Origin of the sequence: Chromohalobacter sp. (assembly GCF_039830575.1) — a bacterium.
GTDB lineage: Bacteria > Pseudomonadota > Gammaproteobacteria > Pseudomonadales > Halomonadaceae > Chromohalobacter > Chromohalobacter israelensis.
Map to the genome: position 1 here is coordinate 1 of NZ_JBDOOX010000008.1, position 12,841 is coordinate 12,841.

Consider the following 12,841-nt stretch of genomic DNA (forward strand, 5'->3'; position numbering starts at 1 on the left):
TTACGGATCCGCCGCCGTGAACGCAAGGGGTTTTTCGTCTCCTGCGCTCATGATGTTATCCACACCCGCCGGTCGTACCGCCTCGCCAACGGCGTGTGGATAACTCGACCGCTCGCGAGACCTTCAGCGCATCTTGCGCATGAGGGCGAACAACGGTCCGGAGACCACGTAGCAGCCGAACAGGATCAGCAGCATGAGCGACGGCTCAAGCGAGATGACCACGAACGCAAGCACGATGGCGAGCAGCACAACGAAAGGCACCGGGCCCTTGAAGTCGACTTCCTTGAAACTGTGGTAGCGGACGTTGCTGACCATCAAGACACCCGCTGCCGCCACGACGAAGGCGATGAACAGCTTGAAGCCCAGCGCGTCGGCATCGAATTTATGCAGCGTCCATACGCACCCCGCGACGAGCGCGGCCGCGGAAGGACTCGGCAATCCCACGAACCACTTCTTGTCGGTGCTGCCTATCTGCACGTTGAAGCGCGCCAAGCGCAGCGCAGCGCCGGAGACGAAGATGAATGCCGCGATCCAGCCAATCTTGCCGACATCCTGCAGTATCCAGGAGAACGCCACCAGCGCGGGCGCCACACCGAACGAGACCATGTCGGCCAGGCTGTCGAACTCGGCGCCGAAGGCACTTTGCGTATTGGTCATCCTCGCCACGCGCCCATCGAGACCATCGAGCACCATCGCCACGAAGATCGCGATGGCGGCCCCGGAAAAATTGCCGTTCATGGCCGCGATGATGGAGAAGAACCCGGAGAACAGCGCCGAAAGCGTGAACAGGTTCGGCAACAGGTAAATGCCCCGCCGACGCACGCGCTTCCCGTTTTCGATGGTTTCCTCAATGATCTCGTCTTCGTCATGAAGCTCCGAACTCTCGGCCGAAACGTTCTCGGCGTCAGCGTCCTTGGACGATTCCGGCGTGCGCGGTTCTTGCGTCATAAAAAAGTCATCCGTTGCCATGGGGCGCTCGTGATGAGCGTACCGCTATTCTACATACTGCCAGCCTAGTCGACAGTCGGGACCATTGACGACCGAAAACGCAAACGGGCGCGACCAGTGGTCGCGCCCGTTTCATGCCGTCCGTTTCAGGACGCTCAGTTCTTGCTCTTGTCGACCAGCTGATTCGCCGCGATCCAGGGCATCATGCCGCGCAGCTTCTCGCCGACCTGCTCGACGGGATGCTCGGCGTTCAGGCGACGACGCGCGTGCATCGACGGATAGTTGCTGTTGCCTTCGCTGATGAACATCTTGGCGTATTCACCATTCTGGATGCGCTTCAGGGCATTGCGCATGGCTTCCCGCGACTGCTCGTTGATGACTTCCGGGCCCGTCACGTACTCGCCGTACTCCGCATTGTTGGAGATGGAGTAGTTCATGTTGGCGATGCCGCCTTCGTACATCAGGTCGACGATCAACTTGAGCTCGTGCAGACACTCGAAGTAGGCCATCTCGGGCTCGTACCCGGCCTCGGTCAGTGTCTCGAAACCGGCCTTGACCAGCTCGACCGCGCCACCGCACAGCACCGCCTGCTCGCCGAACAGATCGGTTTCCGTTTCATCCTTGAAGGTCGTTTCGATGATGCCGCTACGACCGCCACCCACGCCGGCGGCGTACGACAGTGCCAGTTCCTTGGCCTGCCCCGTGGCATCCTGCTGCACGGCGATCAGGTCCGGAACGCCTGCGCCCCGCACGAACTCGGAGCGAACCGTGTGACCCGGCGCCTTGGGCGCGATCATGATCACGTCCAGATCCGCGCGCGGCGTCACCTGGTTGTAGTGGATATTGAAGCCATGCGCGAAAGCCAGCGTCGCGCCTTGCTTAAGGTTGGGCGCGATGTCCTGCTCGTAGATGGCTTTCTGGTTCTCGTCCGGCGCCAGCAGCATCAGCACGTCGGCGGTCTTGCAGGCGTCAGGAACGGAAGCGACCTTGAAGCCGGCCGCTTCGGCCTTGGCCACCGACGAAGACCCCGGACGCAGTGCCACGGTGACGTCGACGCCGGACTCCTTGAGGTTATGCGCATGAGCATGCCCCTGGGAGCCATAGCCCACGATGGTGACGTTCTTCGCCTGGATCAGCGAGAGGTCGCAATCTTTGTCGTAATAAACGCGCATGTCGTACTCCAGATATCGAAGAAGAAACGTGTGAAGTGTCAGCGTTGATGGCTTTCCGCCGTAGCGTCGTCTATCGCGACGCTTTGATGCCACCTTACGCCAGGCCATGCGTTGCGTAAAACGCTATATTTGCAATACCGTATGCCGGAAATTGAAATGATGCCGCCATGGATACACGCCCCTATCAGCAGTTCCTCAGCCTCGCCGAGACCTTGCATTTCGGTCGCTCCAGCGAAGCCTGCCATGTCAGCCCCTCGACATTGAGCCGCACCATCCGCCAGTTGGAGACGCAGCTCGGCGTGACACTGTTCGAGCGGGACAACCGCAGCGTTCGCCTGACCCATGAAGGCCGACTGTTCCAGCGTTATGCACGCGACGCCCTGGAGCAATGGGACGTGCTGCGGCACTCCCTGATGGCGGAGAGTCGCCAGCTCGCCGGGGAAATCAGCATCTACTGCTCGGTGACCGCCAGCTACAGCTTTCTCTACGAGTTGCTCAGCGAGTTTCGTCTGCGTCACCCCCGTATCGAGCTCAAGCTGCATACCGGCGATCCCGCCAGCGCGGTATCGCGCGTGCTCAGCGGCGAAGAGGACATGTCCATCACGGCGCGGCCCGAGACACTGCCCGCGCACCTGGCGTTCAAGCCGATCGCCACCTCGCCGCTGCTGTTCATCGCCCCGCGTGACATGCCGCAATGGCTGGCCACCCTCACCGCAACCACGGAAGCGGAGAGCTGGGGCAGCATCCCGATGATCCTGTCCGAATCGGGGCTCGCCCGTGACCGCACGGACGCCTGGTTCCGGCAATTGGGCATCAAGCCTCACATCTACGCCCAGGTCGCGGGCAACGAGGCCATCGTCAGCATGGTCGGGCTGGGCTTCGGCGTCGGCGTGGTGCCGCAGATCGTGGTCGACAACAGTCCCTTGGCCGAGCGGATACAGGTTCTCGACGTCGAACCCGGCTTGACGCCTTACGAGGTCGGCCTTTGCGTGACCGAGAAAAAGCTTCGCAATCCCTTGGTCAAGGCGCTTTGGTCGCAGATCCAGTAGCCCCCGGTTGGAATGCAAAAAGGCCGCTCCGAAGAGCGGCCTTGGTGCTGCATGGCTCGAGATGGCGCCCGGGCCTAGAGGCTGAGCACCTTGTCGCCACGCGAAATGCCGGATACCCCGGTACGTGCGACCTCGAGAATACCGATCGGCGCCATGGCCTGGACGAAGGCATCCAGCTTGCCGGCATCGCCGGTGATCTGGACCGTGTAGACGCTCGGCGTGACGTCGACGATCTGGGCACGGAAGATGTCCACCGTCCGCTTGACCTCGTCGCGACTCGCCCCCAGCGCCTTCACCTTGACCAGCATCAGCTCTCGCTCGATGTGGTTGCCCTCGGTCAAGTCGACGAGCTTGACCACATCGATGAGCTTGTTGAGGTGCTTGGTGATCTGCTCGATCACGCGATCGTCGCCCACCGTGGTCACCGTCAGCCGCGACAGCGTCGGGTCCTCGGTCGGCGCGACGTTGAGGGTTTCGATGTTGAAGTTGCGCTGCGAAAACAGGCCCACCACGCGGGACAGGGCGCCGGGTTCGTTTTCCAGCAGGATCGAGATGATGTGGCGCATCAGGTCCGCTCCGTCTTCGAAAGCAGCATGTCACGCATGGCGCCCAAAGGCACCTGCATCGGGTAGACGTGTTCACGAGGATCGACATCGACATCCAGGAACACCAGTTCGTCGTTGTCGGCGAACATGCGTTCCAGTGCCGCGTCGAGCTGGTCGTGGCGTTCCACCTTGAGCGCCGTGAAGCCGTAGGCTTCGATCAACTTGTGGAAATCCGGCAGCGATTCCATGTAGGAATGCGCATGCCGCGACTTGTAGTTGAGATCCTGCCACTGGCGCACCATGCCCAGCGACCCGTTGTTGAGATTGATGATCTTCACTCCGGTGCCGAACTGCTTACAGGTCGACAACTCCTGCATCATCATCTGAAAGCTGCCTTCCCCCGTGAAGCAGACGACGATGTCGTCGGGGAAATTCTGCTTGATGCCCATCGCCGCCGGAAACCCGAAGCCCATCGTGCCCAGGCCCCCGGACGTGATCCAGCGGTTGGGCTTGTCGAACTTGTAGTACTGTGCCGCGAACATCTGGTGCTGGCCGACGTCGGTGGTCACGAACGCCTCGCCGCGCGTGATGTGATACACCGCCTCGACGACCTCCTGCGGTTTGAGGCGTTCGCCCGGCTGGGACGGCTCGTAGAGCTTGCCCTCGCGCTCGGCGCGCCAGCCGTCGATGGTCGCCCACCACTCCGGTAGGGCTTCCGCATTGGCCATTTCACGACCTTGCAGCAGGCTGATCATCTCATTGATCACGCTGTCTGCCGGCCCCACGATCGGCACATCGGCGCGCACCGTCTTGGAAATCGAGCTGGGGTCGATATCCACGTGCACGATCTTGGCGGTGGGGCAGAACTTGGACGTATTGTTGGTCACGCGATCATCGAAGCGCGCGCCGATGGCGATGATCAGATCGGCATGGTGCATGGCCATGTTGGCCTCGTAGCTGCCATGCATGCCCAGCCAGCTCAGCGATTGCGCATCGGTCTGCGGATAGGCGCCGATCCCCATCAGCGTGGTGGTGATCGGGAAGCCCAGGCGACGCACCAGTGCGGTCAGGTTCTCGCTGGCGCCGCTGGTGACGATGCCACCCCCGGTATAGAACACCGGGCGCCGTGCCTTGAGCATCATGTCCACGGCCTTCTTGATCTGGCCGCTGTGCCCCCGCGTGACCGGGTTGTAGGAGCGAATCTTGACCTTCTTCGGATAGACGTACTCATAACGCTCGGTGGGCGCCGTCATATCCTTGGGAATGTCCACGACCACCGGCCCGGGACGACCGGTCGAGGCGAGGTAATAGGCCTTCTTGAGCACCTCGGGAATTTCCGAGGGATGCTTGATGGCGAAGCTGTGCTTCACGATGGGCCGTGTCACGCCCACGATATCGGTTTCCTGGAAGGCGTCTTCACCGATCAGGTGGCTGGCCACCTGGCCACACAGCACGACCATGGGAATCGAGTCCATGTAGGCGGTGGCAATGCCGGTCACGGCATTGGTCGCCCCGGGGCCGGACGTGACCAGCACCGTGCCCGGCTTGCCCGAGGCACGGGCATAGCCATCGGCGGCGTGGGTGGCGGCCTGCTCATGGCGAACCAGAATGTGTTTGACCTTGTCCTGGCGAAACAGCGCGTCATAGATGTGCAACGCCGCGCCGCCGGGATAGCCATAGATACGCTCGACGCCCTCATCCTGCAGGAAGCGGGCGATCATATCGGCGCCGGAAAGCAATTCCACTGGTAGTTCTCCCCTGGAGATAGCGAGTGCCATTTCGCCGTCACGTTACGGACGACGAAGTGTCGATGCGGCGGTACGCCGCTGCCGGCTGCGCCGGCACCTGATGCCATGCCCTGGCGTCCTTCGGCCCGGATAGGGCCTGCACTCTATTCGCAACGGATCGCTGCGTCGGGGGTGGCCGGACAAGGCGGTTAGCCCGTGCCCGGAATGTCCTTCGACAGGCGGGTAGAGGTTGACACCTACCCTTCACGCGACAAGTCGGGGATCGCCCGGTCGAGGCCGCGCCCGCAATCAGGAACCTTCAAGATTCCAATAGCGTCACGGGACTGTCAACCGTCAGCCACCGGAAGGACGGCAGGGAGAGGGGTATCGACGCCCCGGATGCGCATGAGTCGCGACTAAAGTTGCACACTGCATGAGTGGTCACGCACTTACCCGAGATGCTGTACTGACTAACGGTGATTCGATTCAGCACCATTCCAATGGACGCGGACTGCAGCTACCGACACGGAGAGCCACCTCATGTCCAACATCCTCAAATGGTCGCTCTTTGTGGCCATGGCCGGCTTCCTGTTCGGCTTCGATACCGCCGTCATCTCCGGCGCGGACAAACCCATCCAGACGCTCTGGGGCCTCAGCGACCTGCAGCATGGCCTGTTCATCATGTCGATGGCTCTGTGGGGGACGGTGATCGGGGCCCTCTTCGGCAACTGGCCGACCGACCGGCTGGGGCGACGCCCCACCCTGCTGATCATCGGCGTGCTGTACCTGGTGTCGGCCATCGGCTCGGCGCTGGCGACCGACCCTCTTTGGTTCTCGGCCTTCCGGTTGATCGGCGGCTTCGGCGTGGGCATGTCGACCGTCGCCGCTCCCGCCTACATTTCCGAGATCGCGCCCGCCGAGCGACGCGGCCAGCTCGTCGCCCTGTACCAATTCAACGTGGTGTTCGGCATCTTCATGGCCTATGTCTCCAATGCCACCCTCGGGGCCCTGCTGGACGCCGACGCCTGGCGCTGGATGGTGGGTATCGAGGCGCTGCCCGCGCTCGTCTACACCCTGCTGGTCTTCCTGGTGCCACGCAGTCCACGCTGGCTGGTCCTCAACCGCAACGACGACGCCGCTGCGGCCCATGTGCTGCGACAGATCGATCCCGAGGTCGATACCGACCGGCAGATCGCCGAGATCCGCAGCGCCGATGAGCGCGACCAGCAGGCTCGCAGCCGGTTCTTCTCGAAGCGTTACCGACTGCCTATCCTGCTGGCCTTCCTGATGGCGTTCTTCAACCAGTTCACTGGCATCAACTTCGTGCTGTACTACGCGCCCCGCATCCTCGAATCCGCCGAGCTGGGCAGCAACGCGGCACTGTTATCGACCGCCGGCATCGGTCTGATCATGGTGCTTTTCACCATGCTGGGCATCGCCCTGATCGACCGCCTGGGCAGGCGTACGTTGATGTACATAGGCTCGGCGGGCTACCTGGTCTCGCTGTCGATCATTTCGCATGCCTTCTTCACCGACGACCTGGGCGGGGCACTGATTCCCTTGCAGCTTTGCGTGTTCGTGGCCGCCCACGGTATCAGCCAGGGCACCGTCATCTGGGTCTTCATTTCGGAAATCTTCCCCAACCGGGAACGCGCGCGAGGCCAGTCGCTGGGCAGCTTCACCCACTGGTTCTTCGCCGCCGCCATCACCCTGGTCACCCCTTGGGTGCTGGGCGCCTTCAGTGGCGGTCCGGTCTTCGCTTTCTTCGCGGTGATGATGGTCCTGCAGGTACTGTTCGTGGCCTTGTTGATGCCCGAGACCAAGGGCGTATCGCTGGAGGACATTCAAAAGCGCCTGACCGCCGGGACAGCGTCCTGAACGCGCGCTGCTGCTGCGTTGCAGCGCCCGCATAGCGGCATGAAAAAAACCCGCCCCCGAAGGGGCGGGCTTTTCCGGCACTGGCGAGCGCCAGCTTTACTTGGCAAAGGCCAGATGACCATCCTCGGCCGTCACCTTGATGGTATCGCCCGCCGCAAAGTTGCCGGCGAGCAGCTCCTGCGCCAGCGGGTTTTCGATCCGGCTCTGGATGGCACGCTTGAGCGGACGCGCACCGAATACCGGATCGAAGCCGACCACCGCCAATTGTGCCAGGGCATCGTCGCTGACCTCGAGACGGATCTCGCGCTCGGCGAGACGCGCCTTGAGGCGTTCGAGCTGGATGCCGGCAATGGACTGGATCTGCTCCTGGCCCAGTGCGTGGAACACCACCACTTCGTCGATGCGGTTGATCAGCTCCGGACGGAAATGATCGCCCACGACTCCCATGACGGCATCGCGCATCGCGCCATAATCGGCATCGTCGCCGCCCATGCGCTGAATGATGTCCGATCCCAGGTTGGAGGTCATCACGATCACCGTATTGCGGAAATCCACCGTGCGCCCCTGTCCATCGGTGAGACGGCCGTCCTCGAGCACCTGGAGCAGGATATTGAAGACATCCGCGTGCGCCTTCTCGACCTCGTCGAGCAGCAGCACGGAGTAAGGCTTGCGGCGTACCGCTTCGGTCAGGTAACCGCCTTCTTCGTATCCCACATAGCCCGGCGGCGCCCCGATCAGCCGCGCCACGGAATGCTTCTCCATGAACTCGGACATGTCGATGCGCACCATGGCCTCCTCGGTATCGAAGAGGAAGCTGGCGAGCGACTTGCACAGCTCGGTCTTGCCTACCCCGGTGGGCCCCAGGAACAGGAAGGACCCATTGGGACGTCCCGGATCGGCGAGTCCCGCCCGCGAACGCCGCACGGCATTGGCCACGGCGGTCACCGCCTCATCTTGCCCGATCACGCGCTCGTGCAGCGCCTCTTCCATGCGCAGCAATTTGTCGCGTTCGCCTTCAAGCATCTTGGACACCGGAATCCCCGTCCAGCGAGAGACCACCTCGGCGATCTCCTCTTCGGTGACGTTGGAACGCAGCAGCTGATGCTTGGCGGTATCGGTTTCCTGCTCGCTCGCCTCGGCGATCTGCTTCTCGAGCTTGGGAATCACCCCGTATTGCAGCTCGGACATGCGGCCCAGATCCCCCTGACGGCGTGCCGCCTCGAGATCGATACGCGCCTGCTCGAGCTCCGCCTTGAACTGTGCCGCCCCCTGGATGCTGGCCTTCTCGGCTTTCCACACCTCTTCGAGGTCGGCGTACTCGCGCTCTAGCGACTCGATCTGCGCTTCGAGCGAGTCGAGGCGCTTCTTGGTGGCCTCGTCGGTCTCCTTCTTCAGCGCTTCGCGCTCCATCTTGAGCTGAATCAGCCGCCGGTCGAGACGGTCCATCTCCTCGGGCATGGAGTCGAGTTCCATGCGGATCCGGGAGGCCGCCTCGTCGATCAGGTCGATGGCCTTGTCGGGCAACTGACGATCGGTGATGTAGCGGGTCGACAGCTTGGCCGCGGCGATGATGGCGCCATCGGTGATATCGACACCATGATGGACCTCGTAACGCTCCTTGAGGCCACGCAGGATCGCCACGGTGTCTTCTTCGCTGGGCTCGTCGACCAGGACTTTCTGGAAACGCCGTTCGAGTGCCGCATCCTTCTCGATGTGCTGACGATATTCGTCCAGCGTAGTGGCCCCGACGCAGTGCAATTCGCCCCGCGCCAATGCCGGCTTGAGCATGTTGCCGGCGTCCATCGCGCCCTCGGCCTTGCCGGCGCCGACCATGGTATGCAGCTCATCGACGAACAGGATGACACGCCCCTCCTCCTTGGCCAGCTCCCCGAGCACGGCCTTGAGGCGTTCCTCGAACTCGCCCCGGTACTTGGCGCCAGCCAGCAACGAGCCCATGTCCAGCGCCAGCACACGCTTGTCCTTGAGGCCCTCGGGCACCTCGCCATTGACGATGCGCTGCGCCAGCCCCTCGACGATGGCGGTCTTGCCCACACCGGGCTCGCCGATCAATACCGGATTGTTCTTGGTACGCCGCTGCAGCACCTGGATCGTGCGGCGTATCTCGTCGTCACGGCCGATCACCGGATCGAGCTTGCCCTCTCCGGCTCGCTGGGTCAGGTCGGTGGTGTACTTGTCCAGGGCCTCGCGGCTCTCCTCGGCCGAGGCATCATCCACCTTGCTGCCTCCGCGCAGACTGTCGATGGCACTCCGCACGGACTGGACATCCAGACCGGCCTGCTGGAGCACCTTGCTGATGGCGCTTTTCATTTCCAATGCCGCCAGCACCACCAGCTCGCTGGCGATGTATTGGTCGCCACGTTTCTGCGCTTCGCGATCGGCGAAGTTGAACAGCCGCGCCAGTTCCTGCCCCATGGTCACATTGCCATCGAACTGGCCGACACTGGGCAAGCCATCGAGGTATTGGGACAGGCCGTCGCGCAGCCGCGCGGTATCGCCGCCGGCCTTCTGCACCAGTCCCTTGATGCCGCTTTCCTGCGCTTCGACGAGCGCCATCAGCACATGCCCGGGATCGAGCTGATTGTGACTGCGCCCCACTGCCAGGGATTGTGCCTCGGCCAGGGCGTTCTGCAGCTTGCTGGTCATTCGATCGATTCGCATCGAACCCTCCTCCAATGCGGCGCACCGGCGCGCGCCGCCAAGTCATTTCATGTTGACATCATCAATGGAGGTATGCTGGAGGCGTTTCAAGTCACTGGCGTGCAAAAAACGTTCCGCCAGCGCGAAAGGAGGCGGACGGCGCTAGCGCAGCCAGATCACGCTGGCCATGCGGCCGGTGTTGCCGTCGTCGCGGCGGTGGGAATAGAAGCGCGGTTCGCAGGCGGTACAGAAGTGCCCCCCGCCGATATGGCCGACGCCCAGACGTTCGAGACGCAGCCTCGCCAGGCGATAGAGGTCCGCCATGTAATGGCCGAGCCGATAGGGACTGGGCTCGAAGGCGCTTTCCGCTTCCGGCTGCACGGCCACGAACGTATCGAACACCTCGGCACCCACCTCGAACTGCGCCTTGGAGATCGCCGGCCCCAGCCAGGCCATGAGGTCGTCCGGCGCCACGCCCAGCGCAGCAACACTGGCCTCCAGCACGCCGCCGGCCAGACTCCGCCAGCCGGCGTGCGCCACGCCCACCCGGGTACCCTGACGGTCGCAGAAGAAGACCGGCAGGCAATCGGCCGTCAGCACCACGCAGGCATGGCCGGTATCGAAGGCCACCGAGGCATCCGCACGCGGCGCGTGCTCGGCAAAGTCGGCACGATACTCCTGCTGCACGTTGGCCCCGTGCACTTGTTCCAGCCACAGCAAGGGACGCTCGTCGTCGAGTTCGGCGCTCAAGCGACGGCGACAGGCCTCGACCGTGACGGGATCGTCGCCGACGTGATCCGCCGGGTTGAAGGACGCGAAAGCGCCCTGGCTGGGCCCGCTCTCGCGCGTGGTCACGAATGCGCCGACCGTGCTCGGCGCCGGCCAGTCGGGCAAGATCAGGGTGGGGCGTTCGCTCATGACAGGCTCACTCAGGTCGGCGTGTCGGCTGCATCGCGCAGGAAATCCAGCAACATCAGCATATCGTCGGGCAAGGGCGCGCGAAACGTCAGCGTCTCGCCCGTGCCGGGATGCACGAAGACCAGTTTGCGAGCATGCAGCGCCTGACGCGGAAAATGACGCAGCACGTCCTTCAGTGCGTCGGTGGCGCCGGCCGGCATCTTGAGGCGCCCGGCATAGACCGGATCGCCGATCAGCGGAAAGCGCCGATGCGCCATATGCACGCGAATCTGGTGGGTGCGCCCGGTTTCGAGCCGGCAGCGCACATGGGTGTGAGCGGGAAAGCGCTCCACCACGCGGTAATGCGTCACCGCCGGCTTGCCCGACGGGGTGACCGCCTGGCGCTTGCGATCCTTGGGATGGCGGCCGATCGGTGCATCGACACTGCCACCGGCCGTCATCCTGCCGGTCACCACGGCATCGTACTCACGCGATACCGTACGTGCCTGCAACTGCTCGACCAGCGAGGCATGCGCAGCCAGCGTCTTGGCAACCACCATCAGGCCGGTGGTGTCCTTGTCGAGACGATGCACGATCCCGGCACGGGGCAGTTGCATCTGTCCCGGCGCATGGTGCAGCAAGGCATTGAGCAAGGTGCCATCGGGATTGCCGGCGGCCGGATGCACGACCAGCCCCGCGGGCTTGTCGATGACCAGAACATCGTCGTCTTCGTGGACGATCGACAGCGCCATGGCCTGCGGTGCGAAGCGCGTGTCTTCCTCGAGCGTGGCCTCGAGCGTCAGCCGCTCGCCACCGAACAGCTTGTCCTTGGGCCGCGCAGGCGCGCCGTCCCGGGTCAATGCGCCCGACTTGATCCAGGCCTTGAGACGCTCGCGGGAGAAGTCCGCGAACAGCTCGGCGGCGGCTTGATCCAGGCGCAGGCCGATCATGGTGTCGGGGACGCGTTCTTCTCGCTGCACGGTATCTGCCATGGCAATGCTCGGTTCCATTTCGCCACTGGGGGCGTTTGCTTTATAGTGACTCCGAACTGGCGGATTCTAGCACGGCCGCCCCGTATTGGTTGAACGAGGATGACGATGCGACTCCCTTCACTTGGCACGTTCGGTGCGTTGCTACTGAGCGGCGCGCTGCTCGCCGGTTGCGCCAGCAACGAGCCGGCACCGGACCTGCAAGAGCAGGAGCTCTACCAGCAAGCGCAATCGGCGCTCGATGCCGGGCGGTACAGCACGGCCGTGACACGCCTCGAAGCGCTGGACACACGCTACCCCTTCGGACGCTACGCCGAGCAGGCTCAACTGGAGCTGATCTACGCGTATTACCAGACCGAAGACTGGGAACAGGCACGCGCCGCCGCCAGCCGTTTCATCCGCTTGCATCCCGACCACGCCCAGGTCGACTACGCCTACTACATGCGCGGGCTCGCGGCCTATCAAGCCGGCCGTTTCAGTCTCGAAGGGCTCGAGCTGATCGACATCTCCAAGCGCGATCTGGGCGCCACGCGCGACGCCAACGTCGACTTCGGCGAGCTGGTCCGCCGTTTTCCGGACAGCCCCTATGCGGCCGACGCCCGCCAGCGCATCGTCTACCTGCGCAACGTCCTCTCGCGTCACGAGCTGCAGGTCGCCGACTTCTACCTGCGCAAGGGCGCCTACCTGGCGGCCATCAACCGTGGCGAGTGGGTACTCCAGCACTATCCGCAGACCCCTGCCACGCGCGATGCCCTCGCCGTCATGGTCGAAGGCTACCTGGGGCTGGACATGCGTGATCGCGCGCGTACCGTCCTGCAGACGCTGATCAAGAACGATCCCGACAATGCACGTCTCGATGGCAACACCTTCGAGCCCGAGCACGTCGACGCCGAACCATTGACGCTGAACGACTGACAGCCGGCGTCGAGCGTTCGGACGCGAACCGCTCTATCAGGCCGCAGGCTAGACGCCCCCGCC

At 63.5% G+C, this 12,841-nt stretch carries 10 protein-coding genes; 3 read left to right on the plus strand and 7 right to left on the minus strand.

Features of this window, described 5'->3' with window-relative positions:
* Window positions 1-123: 123 nt before the first annotated feature.
* Window positions 124-948: a CDP-diacylglycerol--serine O-phosphatidyltransferase gene (gene pssA, locus ABGX75_RS06460; protein ID WP_011505813.1), complete on the minus strand. Its 825-nt coding sequence runs from the start codon at window positions 946-948 to the stop codon at window positions 124-126.
* Window positions 949-1,103: 155 nt separating this feature from the next.
* Window positions 1,104-2,120 carry a ketol-acid reductoisomerase gene (ilvC, locus tag ABGX75_RS06465; protein ID WP_011505812.1) on the minus strand — a complete coding sequence of 339 codons (1,017 nt, stop codon included), beginning with the start codon at window positions 2,118-2,120 and terminating at the stop codon, window positions 1,104-1,106.
* 167 nt (window positions 2,121-2,287) lie between these two features.
* On the opposite strand from ilvC, the gene ilvY reads away from it, so the two are divergent.
* Window positions 2,288-3,169: an HTH-type transcriptional activator IlvY gene (gene ilvY / locus ABGX75_RS06470; protein ID WP_011505811.1), complete on the plus strand. Its 882-nt coding sequence runs from the start codon at window positions 2,288-2,290 to the stop codon at window positions 3,167-3,169.
* Window positions 3,170-3,243: 74 nt separating this feature from the next.
* Here ilvY and ilvN read toward each other — a convergent pair whose 3' ends face one another.
* Together ilvN and ABGX75_RS06480 are read right to left on the minus strand one after the other, a co-directional pair.
* Window positions 3,244-3,735, minus strand: coding sequence for an acetolactate synthase small subunit (gene ilvN / locus ABGX75_RS06475; protein ID WP_011505810.1), 492 nt, complete (start codon window positions 3,733-3,735; stop codon window positions 3,244-3,246).
* Complete coding sequence (locus ABGX75_RS06480) at window positions 3,735-5,459, minus strand: acetolactate synthase 3 large subunit (protein ID WP_035415308.1); 1,725 nt, start codon at window positions 5,457-5,459, stop codon at window positions 3,735-3,737. Before ABGX75_RS06480 ends, ilvN begins: the two co-directional genes overlap by 1 nt.
* Before the next feature lie 522 nt (window positions 5,460-5,981).
* Between ABGX75_RS06480 and ABGX75_RS06485 the strand changes: the two genes are divergently transcribed.
* Entirely contained in the window at window positions 5,982-7,319 is a 1,338-nt protein-coding gene (locus ABGX75_RS06485) for a sugar porter family MFS transporter (protein ID WP_224114654.1), read from the plus strand.
* Window positions 7,320-7,415: 96 nt separating this feature from the next.
* On the opposite strand, the gene clpB is transcribed toward ABGX75_RS06485, so the two are convergent.
* The 3 genes from clpB to rluD all read right to left on the minus strand — a co-directional run bounded on the left by clpB (window position 7,416) and on the right by rluD (window position 11,866).
* A complete protein-coding gene (clpB, locus tag ABGX75_RS06490) occupies window positions 7,416-9,998 on the minus strand; it encodes an ATP-dependent chaperone ClpB (RefSeq protein ID WP_035415312.1) in 2,583 nt (860 codons plus the stop codon).
* 141 nt (window positions 9,999-10,139) lie between these two features.
* The gene (gene pgeF, locus ABGX75_RS06495) at window positions 10,140-10,895 is read right to left on the minus strand and encodes a peptidoglycan editing factor PgeF (RefSeq protein WP_011505806.1); all 756 of its coding nucleotides are present in this window, start codon (window positions 10,893-10,895) and stop codon (window positions 10,140-10,142) included.
* Window positions 10,896-10,906: 11 nt separating this feature from the next.
* Window positions 10,907-11,866 carry a 23S rRNA pseudouridine(1911/1915/1917) synthase RluD gene (rluD, locus tag ABGX75_RS06500; RefSeq protein ID WP_347410917.1) on the minus strand — a complete coding sequence of 320 codons (960 nt, stop codon included), beginning with the start codon at window positions 11,864-11,866 and terminating at the stop codon, window positions 10,907-10,909.
* Window positions 11,867-11,971: 105 nt separating this feature from the next.
* On the opposite strand from rluD, the gene ABGX75_RS06505 reads away from it, so the two are divergent.
* A complete protein-coding gene (locus ABGX75_RS06505) occupies window positions 11,972-12,778 on the plus strand; it encodes an outer membrane protein assembly factor BamD (RefSeq protein ID WP_011505804.1) in 807 nt (268 codons plus the stop codon).
* The last annotated feature ends 63 nt before the right edge of the window (window positions 12,779-12,841 follow it).

What these genes read in the sequence shown, in the direction of transcription:
- pgeF (WP_011505806.1), bottom strand. Translation starts at nt 10,895, where the DNA reads ATGAGCGAACGCCCCACCCTGATCTTGCCCGACTGGCCGGCGCCGAGC.
- ilvC (WP_011505812.1), bottom strand. Translation starts at nt 2,120, where the DNA reads ATGCGCGTTTATTACGACAAAGATTGCGACCTCTCGCTGATCCAGGCG.
- clpB (WP_035415312.1), bottom strand. Translation starts at nt 9,998, where the DNA reads ATGCGAATCGATCGAATGACCAGCAAGCTGCAGAACGCCCTGGCCGAG.
- ABGX75_RS06505 (WP_011505804.1), top strand. Translation starts at nt 11,972, where the DNA reads ATGCGACTCCCTTCACTTGGCACGTTCGGTGCGTTGCTACTGAGCGGC.
- pssA (WP_011505813.1), bottom strand. Translation starts at nt 948, where the DNA reads ATGACGCAAGAACCGCGCACGCCGGAATCGTCCAAGGACGCTGACGCC.
- ABGX75_RS06485 (WP_224114654.1), top strand. Translation starts at nt 5,982, where the DNA reads ATGTCCAACATCCTCAAATGGTCGCTCTTTGTGGCCATGGCCGGCTTC.
- rluD (WP_347410917.1), bottom strand. Translation starts at nt 11,866, where the DNA reads ATGGCAGATACCGTGCAGCGAGAAGAACGCGTCCCCGACACCATGATC.
- ilvN (WP_011505810.1), bottom strand. Translation starts at nt 3,735, where the DNA reads ATGCGCCACATCATCTCGATCCTGCTGGAAAACGAACCCGGCGCCCTG.
- ilvY (WP_011505811.1), top strand. Translation starts at nt 2,288, where the DNA reads ATGGATACACGCCCCTATCAGCAGTTCCTCAGCCTCGCCGAGACCTTG.